Below are 15,327 nucleotides of genomic sequence, written 5' to 3'. Positions count from 1 at the left end.
ATTATGACCGAGTCAACTACACCTAAATTTGCCATCCCTGAATTACCAATGCAGATTCAAACGATTCGTCAATATTTGCCGCATCGTTACCCATTCTTATTGGTTGATCGTGTGATTGAAGTTACTGACAATAGTATTGTTGGTTATAAAAATGTTTCTATCAATGAAGAGTTTCTACAAGGACATTTCCCAGAATATCCAATTATGCCTGGTGTTCTAATTGTTGAAGCACTAGCTCAAGTTTCAGGCGTTCTAGGTTTTATTATGAACAATGAAACGCCAAAACCAGGTTCTTTGTTCCTGTTTGCTGGTGCAGAAAGAGTTAGATTTAAAAAACAAGTAGTTGCAGGCGACCAACTTGTATTAAAATCCGAGTTGGTAATGCAGAAGCGCGGTATTTACAAATACAATTGTACAGCTAGCGTTGATGGCATTGTAGCAGCAACCGCTGAGATTATGATTTCACACCAAAAAACAGAGCAGGCATGAGCAATCACGATTTAATCCATTCTACCGCCATTATTGATCCATCTGCAGTGATTGCTTCAGATGTTCAAATCGGACCTTATTGTGTTATTGGTCCTCAAGTGACTATTGGTGCTGGTACTAAATTACATTCTCATGTGGTAGTAGGTGGTTTTACCAGAATTGGTCAAAATAATGAGATCTTTCAATTTGCAAGTGTTGGCGAAGTTTGTCAAGACCTCAAATATAAAGGTGAAGAAACTTGGCTTGAAATTGGTAACAATAATTTAATTCGCGAACATTGCAGCTTACATAGAGGCACTGTGCAAGATAATTCATTGACTAAGATAGGTAGTCATAACCTATTGATGGTAAATACTCATATTGCACATGACTGTATTGTAGGTGATCACAATATCTTTGCTAATAATGTTGGTGTTGCTGGACACGTACATATTGGTGATCATGTTATTGTCGGTGGTAATTCTGGAATTCATCAATTCTGTAAGATTGACTCTTATAGCATGATTGGTGGGGCCTCACTGATTCTTAAAGATGTACCAGCCTATGTTATGGCTTCTGGTAATCCTGCGCATGCCTTTGGTATAAATATTGAAGGTATGCGAAGAAAAGGTTGGTCTAAAAATACAATTCAGGGCTTAAGAGAAGCTTATAAATTGATATTTAAATCTGGTCTAACCTCTGTTCAAGCTGTTGAGCAAATTAAAAGTGAAATTTTGCCTTCTGTTCCAGAAGCTCAATTATTAATTGACTCTCTTGAGCAATCCGAGCGTGGAATTGTACGCTAATCAATAAGGCATAAAAAAAGACACTGTTTTAACAGTGTCTTTTTTTTATGCCTAAATTATTTTTTAAAGAATTTAGCTTCTTCAGATTTAGGATATTGAGTAAGTAACTTATTTTTGTATTGATTAGCTGATACAGTATTCTTATCGACATCTTTGGCAATACTATATAGTTGATAGAGTGCTCGAGGTGCCTTGCTAGAGTTTGGATATTGGCTAGCGACAATATTGTAGTTTTTCTTTGCTTCATTGTAGTTCACTGGGTCTGTAGCTAAATGAAACTCAGCTAACCAGAAATAAGCATTGCCTGTATAAATACTGTTAGGATGGTTTTTAATAAAGTTTTGCATCGGAGCAATTGCTTTTTTTGCTCCACCTTGTTTATAAGCATCTAAAGCTACTGTATAAGCGGCTTTTTCTAATTCAAGTGGATTAAATTGGTTTTGAGCAGTAGTCGCTGGTTGAGTGTTGGTTACTGGTGTATTAGATTGTTGTTCAGACGTTTGAGATGGGGCGGCAACTACTTTATTACCATCTGCAGGCTGAGATTGAGATACTGATGGACTAGCAGGTGTGGCGCTATTAGTATTGGTATTTGTACCGTCTTCTTGTGTAGCACTATCAGGGTCAACTTTTTGATGTAATAATTCTAAACGTTGATCTAAATCGGTATATCTATTCGCAAGGTCTTTTTTTAATTGATCAATATCATTCGCTTGTTCTTCTAATTGACCTCTTAAAGTGCGGATATCATTTTCTAGTTGTTGATTTTTTTGCATAAGTTCCCAGTTTAAGTTTGTAGGAACTGAAATATTGCTTGAAGAAGTATTAGATGCACTGCCATCATTTTGACTTAAACCACGAGACTCAATAGGAATGTTTGCGTATAGAGAAGTGGTACTCATTAAGGCAATAAATAATAAAGAATGCTTCTTCATTTGCATGTGTATAAATCCATAATTTTATATAAAAGCCACCTTGACACAGGAATATAAAAAACAATTCTCTAAATATCTAAGGTTTTTCATTGATCAATGCAATTAAAGCAGTTAACAGTTTAAATGCAAGGATAGTTTACAATCTTCAAGCATATTTTATGCAAAATAAGAAAAGAGCATAAGTTCAGAAAACTACATTTTTGGGGTTTTAAGCTATTTTTGCTGATGAATTAATCAATCGAAACAAAAACTTGCTGAAAAAGCCAGAGAAGGGTTGCAACTCTTTTAAAAATCTCTATACTTTGTTTTGCAATGGTAGCCCCGCTGGTGGCTTCGCAATTGTACTCTGTGAACCCCGCCAGGACCGGAAGGTAGCAACGGTAGCAGATCTATGATGTGCCGAAGTTTTGCTAGTGGGGTTGCCACCATTCCTTTAATCCAATTTTCTTTGGATCGCTTTTAAAATTACATCTAAATCAAATCCTCTATATTGTAGAAATCTAATCTGCTTTGCTTTAAGTTTTGGGTCTTTCTCTATCTCTTCTCCAAACTTCTTAACTTTAAGTTGATAAGCTTGTTCTACCCAATCAATTTCGTGAATTTCGTCGGCAATTAAATCATTTTCGATCTGTTTAGTTTTTAAAGCTTGTTGAATGCGTTTCGGTCCTTTACCTTTACGAATTTGACTTGCAAGCATTTGCTCAGCAACACGCTGATCACTTTGGTAATTTTTTTCAGATAACTCTTCAACGAGTTGGTTCACTTCTTCTATATTTTGTGCATAACGGGCTAATTTCTCAATGAGTTCTGCTTTAGAGTAGTCTCGTCGAGTAAGTAAAGCAAAAGCATATGAGCGTAAACGCTGGCCAGTGAGTGGTGGACGCTGTTGAGATTGTTCATTGTTTCTTTTGAACATATATATTTCCTTGTAAAAAACGCCCCGAAGGGCGTTTTTATGACTTAGGTGTAATTAAGATTCTAATAAAAGATCTGGTTCTTCTTCATCATCTTCAATTTGCACTGCGCCATTTGTACCTGTAGTCAACAATTGCTCACGGATATTGCGTTCAATCTCTTCAGCAATATGTTTATTTTCTTCAAAATAGCGGATCACATTATTCTTACCTTGGCCAATTTTATTGCCTTGATATGAATACCATGCACCAGCTTTCTGAACGATATCTTGCTGTACTGCCAAATCTACAAGTTCACCTAATTGGTTAGTACCTTTACCGTATAGAATTTGGAAAATAGCTTCTCTAAAAGGAGGAGCCATTTTATTCTTAACGACTTTAACTTTAGTTTCTGAACCAACAATTTCATCGCCTTCTTTTACCTGACCAATACGACGAATATCTAGACGAACTGAAGCATAGAACTTAAGAGCGTTACCACCAGTCGTGGTTTCTGGGCTACCAAACATAACACCAATCTTCATACGGATTTGGTTAATAAAGATAACCATACAGTTTGAACGTTTAGCGTTACCAGTAATTTTACGAAGTGCTTGGCTCATAAGACGTGCTTGTAGACCCATATGAGAGTCACCCATTTCGCCTTCAATCTCTGCTTTAGGTGTAAGAGCAGCTACTGAGTCCACAACGATTAAATCAATTGCACCTGAGCGAACAAGCATATCAGCGATTTCAAGCGCTTGCTCACCATTATCAGGTTGTGAAACGAGTAGGTTATCAATATCTACACCAAGCTTACGTGCATATTGAGGATCTAGGGCATGCTCTGCATCGATGAAGGCACATGTACCACCAGACTTTTGACATTGAGCAATTGCTTGTAATGTCATTGTGGTTTTACCAGAAGATTCAGGACCATAAATTTCAATAATACGGCCTTTTGGTAAACCACCAATCCCCAATGCGATGTCTAAAGTTAAAGAACCTGTAGATACGGCTTCAACTGCTTGAACAGTGTTATCGCCGAGACGCATAACCGTATTTTTACCAAATTGTTTCTCAATTTGGCTCAAAGCGGCTTGTAATGCTTTGCTTTTATTCTCATCCATCTCAAAAACCTCAATACTCTATGTTCATCACGTTTAACCCAAGTGGATGCATTGAATCTCAACTTGTTTCACAGGGCTAATAGTGACAGATTTTTTCTCTAGCTTCTATATATTGTATATGTGAGTGCGACACAACTCGACGTTTTTATTCATCATTATATGACCAGTGGTCTTCATAATGTTGATCGTTATCCTGTTTAAACCGATTGATTTGTCGCCGATCTTTCTTGCTTGGTCTATGGTCAGGTCGAGCTAGATTATGCAATTTTCGTTGCGAAGCAATCAACTCCCGTCTTGCAATACTTACTTCGGTTTCTTCATAAAGCTGTTGTGCAATAGGAGCCGGTCCTCTGGTATTGGAAAGTGCTTTAACAACAACTGTCTTTTTATCAAAACCTTGTTGAACAACAAGTTCCATTCCAACACGAATTTCTTTAGAAACTTTTACACGTTCATTATTGTGATGCACTTTTCCCCCTTCAATTGCAGCTTTAGCAATAGAACGGGTTTTAAAAAAACGTGCTGCCCATAACCATTTGTCGACACGCATGGTTTCTACAGCATCGTTTTCACGCAATTTTGACATCATTATCCTTTCTATCAGTTTGATTCAAAATAGACAGTAGCTCTGTAAGCTGATCTAGTGCTTTATACTCTAAATCTTGTAGCTGTCTTTTACTCTTAAGAGTTGAGGGCTGTAAGATAGTAAACAAGTGTCTTATACCAAATTTTTCTGCAGTTTTTAAAACTTGAATAGTATCGTCTAAAAAAATAGTGTTTTGGGGTTCAAAATAATGCAAGCCTTGTAATTCTTGCCAAAACTTAAGGTCTTCCTTCGCATAACCAATTTGTTCACTAGATACAATCACATCAAAAAAATCTTGAATAGGGATGTTATCAAGTTTTAACTGTAAGCTTGCACAGTCTGCGTTGGTCACTAACCAGCATTGATAGCCTTGTTCTTTCAGAGTATTAAGTAACTCCATACATCCTGATCGTGCTTTAATTTTATGCTGAAATTCTTGCTGGAGCTTTAAAACATCCACACCAGTTGTTTGTGTCCAGTAATTTGATGAGTACCAAGCAAGCGTATGTTTATGGCTACGATAAAACTGGCTTAATATTTCATGGCTTTGTGTTAAAGGGATTTGATGCGTCTGAGAATGTCGTTCAGGTAAGCATTCATTCCAGATAAAATCATCAAAAGCCAAATCTAATAAAGTTCCGTCCATATCGAAAAGCACTATTTTATGCATGTTTTGAGAGCTCCAATTGAAACAGACATGGAAGAAAAGTAATTTAAGATTATAATCATTAAAGACGATAAAACGGACTGATTTATGGTTATTTCATCATTTTATAATTTAAATAGTCTGTACTAGGTAAACAGAGAGATAACAAGAGAGTTCTTAGATTTAGACTACTCAATAAGATCGCTGAAACAAATTTTTTGAAAAATATTTATATAAAAGGAATAGGGTGGAGGATTAATAAAAATATATTAAAAAAATATAGAGTTGTATTTATTAGGAGATCATTTTTTGATAAGTATTTTTGCTTTTCTATGAACTCTATGGAATTATCATTATTTAAATATTATTAAAAGTTGGAATAAAAGTGGGCTTATATACAATTAGATATGGCTATCGTAATAATAGTTTTTTTATAGCTTCAAATGCTGCTGGACAATTCATTGTAATTGATGCAGTAGGAGCAGATTTCCAAATAGGTCATCAAATTTCTTATGAAGGTACCAAAATAATAAATGAAACTTTAAATGATGAGACAGAAGCAACAGTTCATCTGGAGAGTAATGAAAAAGAGGCTTATGAATATTTACGTGCCATGAAATAATGAATTCGTTATTTTGATTTACATAGGATACGTATTGGCAAACATTTTATAAATTGAACCGTACTTGTTTAAAGTTATATTAAAAATTATCCGAATAACAATTTAGAGCAGGCAATGAAAATTGGATTTATTGGCGGAGCCAATGATGGCATAGTGATCAATGCTGCTAATGGTATTGATACTTATAAACTTGAATGGCATTACAAGGCTGAGAAGCATTGTGAAGAACAGCCATCATTGGGGCTAAATGGCCCCGAATATGACTATTACAATTTATTAATTTTGAGAAAAAACAAAGAGGCAAAACTTTTCTATGTTTTAACTACAATGGGTAAGGAAGCTATTGCAGATAAAATTAATGAATATTGGGAGCATTCCACTTCAGTAGGTTATGACTTCGATGAATAACCTTTATTTTATATTCATTGGAGCAATTGAAATATATCCATATTTTATTCCTTTATAACTCAAAATTAGGATTATTTATTTCATAAAGAACATGTTCTTGAAGGGCGTGTCCATCTAGAAGCTTGGGATGATTGAAGTGTTTAACTTTACGCATTCCTAGTCTTTCCATTACAGCTTGAGAAGGTTTATTCACTGTTGCTGTAAAAGAAACCACTTTATCTTTATTAAGCACATTGAAGGCATAGTCCAATGCTGCTTTTGCTCCTTCTGTGGCATAACCTTTTTTCCAGTGTTTTGTAGCAATCCTCCAGCCAATTTCAATGCATGGAGAAAAATCAAATTGTTCTGGTTGGTCATGTAGACCAATAAAACCGATAAATTCATGGTTTTCTTTTAATTCTAAAGCCCAAAATCCCCAACCTTTTTCATCAATAAGGGCCGATGCTCTTTGAATTAAATTTATACTTTCAGTAGCAGATAAAAGCTTTGGAAAAAAACGCATAACATCTTTATCTAAACCCATTTCGATAAAGGGGGTAGCATCAGTTTCTTTCCATTGTCTTAAGATTAAACGTTCGGTTTCGATCATAGCAAAAGCTCTTTAAATATAATTTTTTAATTTAACCACATAGTCTAGAGTGGCTTTTGTATAATTTTCTGTAAGATAATCTTAGAATTAATGCTTATCACTCCTTTAATTTTATTGAGTGTATTAATAACAAAATGAGAAAAAGAATTTAGATCTTTTGTGGCCACATGCAGTACATAGTTACATTCGCCAGTAATGATATAGGCATTAATGACTTCATCAAAATTCTTGATCTGGCTTAAGAAAAAGTTGTGGTCATTTTCGGTGAGTTGAGCAAGTTTTATTTCAACTATCGCCTCAATTTTTATTCCTAATTTTTCATAATTAACTTTCGCTTGATATTTTTCAATAATTCCGTTGGTTTCTAAAATCTTGACACGTCTGTGACAAGCAGAGGCTGAAAGATTAACGAGATCAGCAAGCTCTTGATTGCTTAAGCGGGCATTATCTTGTAAATACTTCAAAATTTTTAAATCAATTGCATCTACATTCATTTTCGAATTCCATCCATGTTTTTTAATTTTAATTAGAATTTTATACGAAATTATCTGTTTTTGATCAAATATTATCGAATAAATCGAAAGAATCACCATGATAAAATTCAAATACAAAGGAAATGTTGAAATAGGTGCAATACCAAATGATTACTCGTGAACAGTGTTTGTATTGGGATCAGGAAGACGAACTCAAAAAATTTAAAGATGAATTTGCATTGCCAGAAGGTGTCATTTATTTAGATGGTAACTCTTTAGGCGCTAGACCAAAGAAATCTTTGTCTGTCGCTCAGCATATTATTTCCCAAGAATGGGGAGAAGATCTGATCAATAGTTGGAATAAGGCTGATTGGTGGGGGCTACCTACTAGACTGGGCGATAAGGTAGCCACATTGATTGGTGCAGAACAGGGTGAAGTTGTTATTTCAGATTCAACTACACTGAACTTATTTAAAGTTTTATCAGCAGCGGTAAAAATTCAGGCTGAAAAATTTCCTGAACATAAAATAATTGTTGCGGAAAAGGATGCTTTCCCAACAGATATTTATATTATTGAAGGTTTTATTGATTTAATTCAAAAGGGCTATCAAGTTGAATTGATTGATGGAGTAGAAGACTTAGCTCGAGTTCTAGAAAAAGATGTTGCTGTAGTAGTTCTTTCTCATGTGAATTATCGTACTGGGTATTTCTACGATATGGCATCTATTAATAAACAGATTCACTCTCAAGATGCTCTGGTTATTTGGGATTTATGTCACTCAGTTGGTGCTGTGCCTATGCATCTTAATCAAGCTGATAGTGATTTCGCGATTGGTTGTACGTATAAATATTTAAATGGTGGACCTGGTTCTCCAGCATTGTTATGGGTCAATGAAAAACACCGTGATCAGTTTTGGCAACCATTATCCGGTTGGTGGAGTCATAAAAAGCCGTTTGATATGGCCCAGCATTATGAACCAGCGAATAGTATTCGTCGCTATCTATGTGGGACTCAGCCAATTATTTCTATGAGTCTGATTGAGTGCGGAGTAGATATTTTCCTGCATGCTGATATGCAAAAAATCCGTGAAAAATCGCTGAAATTAACTGATTTATTCATTCAGCTGGTACAGCAAGAATGTTCTGAATTTGGATTTGAGTTAATTACTCCTTTAGATCATAAATATCGTGGTAGTCATGTCAGTTATCGCCATGAGTTTGGTTATGAAATCATTCAGGCGCTTATCGCACGTGGCGTGATTGGTGATTATCGTGAACCTGCTGTCTTGAGATTCGGTATTACACCTTTGTATCTGGGCTTTGAAGATATCTGGAATGCAGTACAGCATTTAAAAGAAACCATGCTGAATAGTGAGTGGAAAAACAAGCGTTATTTAGTTCGCGGTGAAGTGACCTGATTTAAGGAATCAAAATAAAACAAATGGCTAGGAGGGCCTATGAGTAGTTTTGATGAAATACAAAATAGAGAAGCTGGACTGCATAAAAAGTTATCTGCAAAACAGATGGGGATGATTGCGATTGGTGGAGCAATTGGAACCGGTTTATTTATGGGAAGCAAATTTGCAATTAGTTTTGCAGGTCCCGCCGTGATAGTTAGCTATGCCATTGGTGGTTTAATTGCATTTGCACTTATGGCTTTTTTGGCTGAAATGACAGTGCAGCATCCTACTTCGGGCTCATTTGGTGCATATGCAGAACATTATATGTCTCCACTAGCTGGCTTCTTAGTCCGCTATTGTTACTGGGCTTGTATTGTGTTGGCTGTAGGTACCGAAATTACCGCCGTTGCTGATTATATGAAGCTCTGGTTTCCGAATGTAGGCTCTTGGGTCTGGATTGGATTTTTTTCACTGACCTTACTTGTTGTAAATGCCTATAGTGTAAAAGCCTTCGGGTTAGTCGAGTACTGGTTTTCCACAATTAAAGTTTTTGCCATTATCGTATTTATTCTTTTATCTATTGGTATATTGACGCAAAGTAATCAGGGAATGAATCAAGTAGTTACTAATTTGAGAGGTCATGGGGGCTTTTTTCCAAATGGCTTTAGTGGAGTATGGATCGGAGTCATTATTTCTATATTTAGTTATTTAAGTATAGAAATGATTGCTGTCGCAGCTGGTGAAGCTAAAGACCCTGAAAAAGCAGTAAAAAAGGCATTTAAAAGCACCGCACTCCGACTCATTTTATTTTACTTATTGTCCTTATTTCTAATCGTTACTTTGGTGCCGTGGACTGTTCTGATTGGAGCAGATGCAACTAGTCCTTTTGTTATGGTCATGAAGATTGTTGGTATCCCATATGCAGATAGTATTTTAAATTTTATTGTAATTGTAGCTGCCTTATCAGCGATGAATAGCATGCTTTATATTTCAACCCGTATGTTGTTTAGTTTGTCACGTGCAGGTGATGCTCCAAAAGTTTTTGGCCGAATCAGTAGTAATGGTGTGCCGGTAAATGCGCTGTTGTTATCTGCGGTAGGGATTGGTATTGCTAGTATTGTTTATACGATTAATCCGGCTTCTGCGTTTCCAATTATGATTGCGCTATCGATGTTTGGTGCATTGTTCACTTGGGGCAGTATCTTTGTGACACATATGTTTTTTAGAAAACACATGACACAGCAAAACATCGAGCTAAAATTTAAAATTCCCGCTAGTCGATTTATCTCGTTGTTTGGGTTTATTGCGATTTTAAGTATTACAGTAACTACCTGGTTTACCAATGAGTTTAAATCCACTTTACAGTTTGGCGTGCCTTTAGTTCTTGTTCTGATATTTTGTTTCTACTTAAAACGTTCAACTGTAAAGCTAAATCTCAATTCTGGTGAAGAAACGTTGAAGTGATCGCTATATGAGAAAATACGATAATGCTACAACGGTAGCAAATGAGGGGGAAATACTAGCAAGCTTTCAGTATAGAAGCTTGCTGAGTTATCAGACCTATCACCATATAAAAGATATAAAGTACGGTTCACAGAACCGATCAACGATGGATTTTTTTCCTTGTGAACACACCAATAAAACCGTGATTTTTATTCATGGAGGCTATTGGCAGTGGTGTGATAAATCGGATTTTGCTTTTATAGTGCCGTATATATTGGCAAAAGGAGCCCAGTGTGTACTTTTAGAATATGACATGGCTCCTCAAAGTCATATTTCAGAAATGATTATGCAAATTCAGAAAGCTCTAGATTTTATTGCTCAACAAAATTGGAAAACGAATGAAGTTCAATTAGTGGGGCATTCAGCAGGTGCACATCTTGCAGCTGTATGTTTAAACCATCCTTTATTATCAGAATTGGCTTTATTAAGTGGTATTTATGATTTATCTCCTATAAAGGAGACTCATTTAAATCATGCATTAAACTTATCAGAAGAGGATATTTTGAAATATAGCCCTATTTATCAGAAACAGCAGACTGATATACCTTGTAGGATTTTGTGTGGAGAGTTGGAGCTAAGTGAATTGCAGTGGCAAAGCCAAAATTATTTTGAACACAGATGCAGTGCGGGTCATGAGTTAGTTTCTTTCGAGACTATTTCTGGAGTTAATCATTATTCAATTTTAGACCACTATTTTAAATATATATTTAAATAGATATGGGATGTAGGTGCTGAACTTTATAAGAATAGGTTAATTATATTTCACTATTTAAATCAATAGTTTGTTTTTGCTAAGAGATGCTGCATCAAATAATATGTTTTATTAAATTTGAAATAAATATATTCCTTTTTGGTTATGCTTAAGTAAAAACGTAGAATAGATCACATTTAAGTGGCTTTTTATCACTATGTTTGATTTCAAGTTGACCTAAATTAATAACTCAATTAGATTAAAAGGATAGTGTTTTCTCTCTAATCGACAAACTGTTTAGCTGTTGCTTAGATGAGTTTTATAGTCCGTAGCTTCCCAAGATACGGACTTTTTTATTTTGCATCATCCTTAGCTAAAAAATATTTAGCATACTAAAGCAGCAGTTAGTAGGAAGGATCAGGTCGAATTAAATGAAAATTTTAAAGAAGCATTGTAAATATATCTTTAAAGGTGTATATTTACTTATGCATATACTGCGTCTGTAAAGTTGTTTATTTTAATACCCTCATATTTTAGATATGAGGGTATTTTTTATTAAAAGATTTTTTCATAAAATTAATTTATTTAAATAAAATTATTAGAGTTAGATAGTTTAAATAGTAATTGGAGTAAATAAAATATCTATACATTTATTATACGTATGACTTATAGTTAAAAAAATTGTAAATTACTTGGAGTTGCATAAATTGATAAATTTTGAAATAATTTTACTAATTTATTAATTATCATATTGTTATGGATATTTTGAAGTTTTTGAAAAGTTTTAATACTGTTGGAACTTACTTATCACTAGCAACTATAGTATTGCTCATTATGATTATATTTTTTTATTTTATTTCTCCAAAATAATAAAATACATCTCACTATAAAAAAATAAAATATATAAATTTAAATTAGATTTCTATCACAATTTTTATTGAAAAAGTTGAAGCATATTGTGTGGAATAAAAAATTATGAAAATATGATTTAGGTTTAAAAACAGATAAAAATCTTTAAGATTTTCATCTTGAATTTAATCCTGAAATAAAAAATTTATTATTTATCATAAAAATACCTGAAATATAATATATGGAGATACACATGAAGATTCGCAAGGTTTCTGCTGTTTTTCTTTCAATGGCTGCGACTCATTTAGCTTATGCTGCACCTAATCTTTTAAATTCTGCAATAGATTCTTCTCAAGCAAAAGGAATTATTAAAAATCAATATATTGTCATTTTAAATAAGGATATTGGGCCTGCGAAAGATTTTGCACAGAATATTGCAAAACAGCATGGTGGCAGAATTTTACAAAGTTACGACAGTGCTCTTAAAGGTTTTGCAATTTATTTACCTGATACTGCAGGCACAGCGTTCATTGAAGCGATGAAAAAGAACCCTCAAGTTCTTTCTGTAGAAAATGATACTGTAGTGAATATTGATGCAACGACCCAAACTAATCCTGATTGGGGACTAGATCGTATTGATCAGAAAGCTTTACCATTAAATTCAACATATTCTTATTCGCAAACTGGTACCGGGACAACAGCTTATATTGTTGATACTGGTATATTGTCTACTCATCAAGAATTTTCAGGTCGTGTATTAAATGGATATACAGCAATATCTGATGGTAATGGTACGACTGATTGTAATGGGCACGGCACACATGTTGCTGGAACGGTAGGCGGTACCACTTATGGTGTTGCCAAGAATGTAAAACTTGTCCCTGTTCGGATTTTAGGATGTGATGGTTCCGGTGCTTCGAGTAATGTTATTGCTGGTTTAGATTGGATTTTGAAAAATGGAAGTAAACCAGCTGTTGTAAACATGTCCTTAGGTGGGGCGGCAAGCTCTTCTTTAGATAGTGCAGTAGAAAACTTATATAATAATGGCTATGTAATGGTCGTAGCTGCTGGTAACTCAAATACAGATGCATGTACTTCTTCTCCGGCGAGAACAAGTAATGCAATTACAGTTGCTGCAACTGACAATACTGATACTCGAGCAAGCTATTCTAACTACGGAAGCTGTGTTGATATTTTTGCGCCCGGAAGTCAAATTAACTCTTCTTGGATTGGGAGTAATACGGCCACTAAAGTATTAAATGGCACTTCCATGGCAACTCCACATGTTGCTGGAGTAGTTGCTGAACTTCTTCAAAGTACACCTACAGCTACACCTCAAACGATAACATCCAATCTACTAAATCAAGCGACTAGTGATGTGGTGAAAAATCCATCTGGTAGCCCAAACCGTTTATTATATAAATCTCCTTAAAAATATAATTCTCTATGATTGAAAAGGTCCCGCAGGACCTTTTTTAAATTTTTGCATGTGTACCATACTTGTCAATCATGACTGAACTGGCTTCGTTTAAACCACGTACAGTAACTTGTATACCATTCTTTTGAAACTTTTCCACTGCTGAATCAAGCATTGCAACCGAAGTGATATCCCAAATATGTGAATGAGTCAGATCAATAATGACTTCTTTTACTTCTTCTTTAAAGTTAAAGCTTTGCATGAATTTATCTGAAGAACTAAAAAAGATTTGTCCTCTTAAATCATATAAACGATAGTTGCCTTCTAATGAGGTTATCACGTGTACATCATTTTCAAGTTTATTCGCTAAGAAAAGCGCGGAAAGTAATACACCCGTCAATACGCCTAGTGCTAGGTTATGAGTAGCTACAACTACTACAACGGTTGCAATCATGACGATATTGCTACTTTTAGGATGAGTTTTAAATTGCGTAAGTGAACTCCACTCAAAAGTACTGATTGATACCATAATCATGACAGCAACAAGTGCAGCCATAGGAATAACTTTCAACCAATCACTTAAAAATACGACTAAAATCAGCAAGAATATACCTGCACATAAAGTAGATAAGAGAGGTGGTCCCACATGTTTGAACAACTAAAAGCTTATTTATAAGTGATACTCTGCTCTAGTTAAGCTACCTTATTTTGTTGTGGTAGCTGGTCATAGTAAAACTCATCTGGAGTCATTTTGTCCAGACTCGAATGAGGTCGTTTCAAATTATAAAATTCAAAATATGCGTTTAATTGCTTCTTCGCATCCAAAACATTGCTGTAGGCTTTGAGATACACCTCTTCATATTTAACGCTCCGCCATAATCGTTCAACCATCACATTATCAACCCATCGACCTTTACCATCCATGCTGATTTGGATGTCATTTGATTTCAATACATCAATAAATGCATCACTGGTAAACTGACTGCCTTGGTCTGTATTAAATATTTCAGGTCGACCATATTTTTCAATAGCTTCATTTAATGTTTCTATGCAAAATGTAACCTCCATACTAATCGATACTCTATGCGCAAGTACCTTGCGGCTATGCCAATCAATCACAGCACATAAATAAACAAAGCCTTTTGCCATAGGGATATACGTTATATCCGTAGACCACACTTGATTACTGCGCTGAATAGCCAATCCTTTGAGCAGATATGGATATTTGCGGTGAGCTTGATTAGCCTGGCTTAAATTTGGTTTGCAATATAACGCATTAATGCCCATTTTCTTCATTAAAGTACGTGTATGACGTCGTCCTATATGATGTCCTTGACGATTCAACAAATCACGCATCATACGGCTACCTGCAAAAGGGTATTGCATATGTAACTCATCCATACACCGCATCAGCTTCAGATCTGATGCACTCACAGGTTTTGGGCGATAGTAATAACAACCACGGGAGACTTTCAGCAGCTGAGCTTGCTTAGATACTGAAATCTGAAGTGAGTCATCGATTAACTTTTGTGGTTGAAGCGGCCCAGTTTCTTCAACACACCTTCTAAAAAATCAATTTCTAATGCCTGCTCACCGATTTTTGCATGTAGTTTTTTTAGATCGATGGGTGGTTCTGTTGGAGCTTTTGATTGATCGAAAGCTTGCGAGGAAGCTGAAATCAGTTGATTTTTCCAGTCGATAATTTGGTTTTGATGAACATCAAATTCAGCACTCAATTCAGCAAGTGTTTTTTCTGCTTTAATCGCAGCAAGTGCTACCTTAGCTTTAAAATCATTTGAATGATTTCTTCTTGGTCTACGTGCCATAAAATACTCCATATATTGATGTTTATAACATCATTTGGGGAGCAAAATATCACTTATAAGTGTTGTTCAAATTTCCTGATCCACC

The 15,327-nt window shown here is 35.1% G+C and carries 17 protein-coding genes, 1 other RNA gene and 1 pseudogene; 10 read left to right on the top strand and 9 right to left on the bottom strand.

Features of this window, described 5'->3' with window-relative positions:
- Positions 1-3: 3 nt before the first annotated feature.
- Complete coding sequence (gene fabZ / locus J576_RS09950; protein ID WP_002049600.1) at positions 4-489, top strand: 3-hydroxyacyl-ACP dehydratase FabZ; 486 nt, start codon at positions 4-6, stop codon at positions 487-489.
- Complete coding sequence (gene lpxA, locus J576_RS09945) at positions 486-1,274, top strand: acyl-ACP--UDP-N-acetylglucosamine O-acyltransferase (RefSeq protein WP_002049604.1); 789 nt, start codon at positions 486-488, stop codon at positions 1,272-1,274. The genes fabZ and lpxA overlap by 4 nt, the downstream gene beginning before the upstream one ends.
- Positions 1,275-1,330: 56 nt before the next feature.
- Here lpxA and J576_RS09940 read toward each other — a convergent pair whose 3' ends face one another.
- On the bottom strand, positions 1,331-2,215 hold the full coding sequence (locus tag J576_RS09940) for a YbgF trimerization domain-containing protein (protein WP_002049663.1): 885 nt from the start codon (positions 2,213-2,215) through the stop codon (positions 1,331-1,333).
- Between the two features lie 316 nt (positions 2,216-2,531).
- Between J576_RS09940 and ffs the strand changes: the two genes are divergently transcribed.
- Positions 2,532-2,628, top strand: an RNA gene (ffs, locus tag J576_RS19370) — signal recognition particle sRNA small type.
- Between the two features lie 14 nt (positions 2,629-2,642).
- On the opposite strand, the gene J576_RS09935 is transcribed toward ffs, so the two are convergent.
- From J576_RS09935 to J576_RS09920, 4 genes are all read right to left on the bottom strand, one after another.
- Positions 2,643-3,125 carry a regulatory protein RecX gene (locus J576_RS09935; RefSeq protein ID WP_002049650.1) on the bottom strand — a complete coding sequence of 161 codons (483 nt, stop codon included), beginning with the start codon at positions 3,123-3,125 and terminating at the stop codon, positions 2,643-2,645.
- 54 nt (positions 3,126-3,179) lie between these two features.
- Entirely contained in the window at positions 3,180-4,232 is a 1,053-nt protein-coding gene (recA, locus tag J576_RS09930) for a recombinase RecA (RefSeq protein WP_002049645.1), read from the bottom strand.
- A gap of 145 nt (positions 4,233-4,377) precedes the next feature.
- On the bottom strand, positions 4,378-4,818 hold the full coding sequence (locus J576_RS09925) for an RNA-binding S4 domain-containing protein (RefSeq protein WP_002049587.1): 441 nt from the start codon (positions 4,816-4,818) through the stop codon (positions 4,378-4,380).
- Positions 4,802-5,488, bottom strand: coding sequence for an HAD-IA family hydrolase (locus tag J576_RS09920; RefSeq protein WP_002049675.1), 687 nt, complete (start codon positions 5,486-5,488; stop codon positions 4,802-4,804). The genes J576_RS09925 and J576_RS09920 overlap by 17 nt, the downstream gene beginning before the upstream one ends.
- A 361-nt stretch (positions 5,489-5,849) precedes the next feature.
- On the opposite strand from J576_RS09920, the gene J576_RS09915 reads away from it, so the two are divergent.
- Positions 5,850-6,086 (top strand): hypothetical protein, encoded by a 237-nt coding sequence (locus J576_RS09915; protein ID WP_002049582.1) that lies wholly within the window; start codon positions 5,850-5,852, stop codon positions 6,084-6,086.
- A gap of 114 nt (positions 6,087-6,200) precedes the next feature.
- The gene (locus J576_RS09910; RefSeq protein ID WP_002049588.1) at positions 6,201-6,494 is read left to right on the top strand and encodes a hypothetical protein; all 294 of its coding nucleotides are present in this window, start codon (positions 6,201-6,203) and stop codon (positions 6,492-6,494) included.
- Between the two features lie 52 nt (positions 6,495-6,546).
- On the opposite strand, the gene J576_RS09905 is transcribed toward J576_RS09910, so the two are convergent.
- Both J576_RS09905 and gigD read right to left on the bottom strand, forming a co-directional pair.
- The gene (locus tag J576_RS09905; protein WP_002049664.1) at positions 6,547-7,083 is read right to left on the bottom strand and encodes a GNAT family N-acetyltransferase; all 537 of its coding nucleotides are present in this window, start codon (positions 7,081-7,083) and stop codon (positions 6,547-6,549) included.
- A 44-nt stretch (positions 7,084-7,127) separates the two neighbouring features.
- Positions 7,128-7,577 (bottom strand): Lrp/AsnC family transcriptional regulator GigD, encoded by a 450-nt coding sequence (gene gigD / locus J576_RS09900; protein ID WP_002049635.1) that lies wholly within the window; start codon positions 7,575-7,577, stop codon positions 7,128-7,130.
- A gap of 146 nt (positions 7,578-7,723) precedes the next feature.
- Between gigD and kynU the strand changes: the two genes are divergently transcribed.
- From kynU to J576_RS09880, 5 genes are all read left to right on the top strand, one after another.
- Complete coding sequence (kynU, locus tag J576_RS09895; RefSeq protein WP_002049669.1) at positions 7,724-8,974, top strand: kynureninase; 1,251 nt, start codon at positions 7,724-7,726, stop codon at positions 8,972-8,974.
- Positions 8,975-9,013: 39 nt separating this feature from the next.
- A complete protein-coding gene (locus tag J576_RS09890) occupies positions 9,014-10,420 on the top strand; it encodes an amino acid permease (RefSeq protein WP_033855569.1) in 1,407 nt (468 codons plus the stop codon).
- Positions 10,421-10,427: 7 nt separating this feature from the next.
- Positions 10,428-11,174 (top strand): alpha/beta hydrolase, encoded by a 747-nt coding sequence (locus J576_RS09885; RefSeq protein ID WP_025467789.1) that lies wholly within the window; start codon positions 10,428-10,430, stop codon positions 11,172-11,174.
- A 732-nt stretch (positions 11,175-11,906) separates the two neighbouring features.
- Positions 11,907-12,020: a hypothetical protein gene (locus J576_RS20635; RefSeq protein ID WP_080593683.1), complete on the top strand. Its 114-nt coding sequence runs from the start codon at positions 11,907-11,909 to the stop codon at positions 12,018-12,020.
- Between the two features lie 232 nt (positions 12,021-12,252).
- Complete coding sequence (locus J576_RS09880; RefSeq protein ID WP_032011537.1) at positions 12,253-13,431, top strand: S8 family peptidase; 1,179 nt, start codon at positions 12,253-12,255, stop codon at positions 13,429-13,431.
- A gap of 43 nt (positions 13,432-13,474) precedes the next feature.
- On the opposite strand, the pseudogene J576_RS09875 reads toward J576_RS09880, so the two are convergent.
- Positions 13,475-14,053: pseudogene (locus tag J576_RS09875) on the bottom strand (STAS domain-containing protein); the annotation flags it as partial.
- 56 nt (positions 14,054-14,109) lie between these two features.
- Positions 14,110-15,254, bottom strand: a protein-coding gene (locus tag J576_RS19700) for an IS3 family transposase (protein WP_085944219.1) whose coding sequence is annotated in 2 segments (ribosomal slippage) — positions 14,110-14,990 and positions 14,990-15,254 — 1,146 coding nt in all. Because the reading frame shifts where the segments join, the coding sequence is not laid out codon by codon here.
- Between the last annotated feature and the right edge of the window lie 73 nt (positions 15,255-15,327).

It is taken from the genome of Acinetobacter sp. 766875 (assembly GCF_000582055.1).
In the GTDB taxonomy this organism is placed as follows: domain Bacteria; phylum Pseudomonadota; class Gammaproteobacteria; order Pseudomonadales; family Moraxellaceae; genus Acinetobacter; species Acinetobacter nosocomialis.
The sequence above is the reverse complement of the archived record's forward strand: the minus strand, read 5'-3'. Positions and strand labels throughout refer to the sequence as shown.

Bases quoted from the DNA above. Each gene is read 5' to 3' on its own strand.
- fabZ (WP_002049600.1), top strand. From the start codon at position 4: ATGACCGAGTCAACTACACCTAAATTTGCCATCCCTGAATTACCAATG.
- lpxA (WP_002049604.1), top strand. From the start codon at position 486: ATGAGCAATCACGATTTAATCCATTCTACCGCCATTATTGATCCATCT.
- J576_RS09940 (WP_002049663.1), bottom strand. From the start codon at position 2,215: ATGCAAATGAAGAAGCATTCTTTATTATTTATTGCCTTAATGAGTACC.
- J576_RS09935 (WP_002049650.1), bottom strand. From the start codon at position 3,125: ATGTTCAAAAGAAACAATGAACAATCTCAACAGCGTCCACCACTCACT.
- recA (WP_002049645.1), bottom strand. From the start codon at position 4,232: ATGGATGAGAATAAAAGCAAAGCATTACAAGCCGCTTTGAGCCAAATT.
- J576_RS09925 (WP_002049587.1), bottom strand. From the start codon at position 4,818: ATGTCAAAATTGCGTGAAAACGATGCTGTAGAAACCATGCGTGTCGAC.
- J576_RS09920 (WP_002049675.1), bottom strand. From the start codon at position 5,488: ATGCATAAAATAGTGCTTTTCGATATGGACGGAACTTTATTAGATTTG.
- J576_RS09910 (WP_002049588.1), top strand. From the start codon at position 6,201: ATGAAAATTGGATTTATTGGCGGAGCCAATGATGGCATAGTGATCAAT.
- J576_RS09905 (WP_002049664.1), bottom strand. From the start codon at position 7,083: ATGATCGAAACCGAACGTTTAATCTTAAGACAATGGAAAGAAACTGAT.
- gigD (WP_002049635.1), bottom strand. From the start codon at position 7,577: ATGAATGTAGATGCAATTGATTTAAAAATTTTGAAGTATTTACAAGAT.
- kynU (WP_002049669.1), top strand. From the start codon at position 7,724: ATGATTACTCGTGAACAGTGTTTGTATTGGGATCAGGAAGACGAACTC.
- J576_RS09890 (WP_033855569.1), top strand. From the start codon at position 9,014: ATGAGTAGTTTTGATGAAATACAAAATAGAGAAGCTGGACTGCATAAA.
- J576_RS09885 (WP_025467789.1), top strand. From the start codon at position 10,428: ATGAGAAAATACGATAATGCTACAACGGTAGCAAATGAGGGGGAAATA.
- J576_RS20635 (WP_080593683.1), top strand. From the start codon at position 11,907: ATGGATATTTTGAAGTTTTTGAAAAGTTTTAATACTGTTGGAACTTAC.
- J576_RS09880 (WP_032011537.1), top strand. From the start codon at position 12,253: ATGAAGATTCGCAAGGTTTCTGCTGTTTTTCTTTCAATGGCTGCGACT.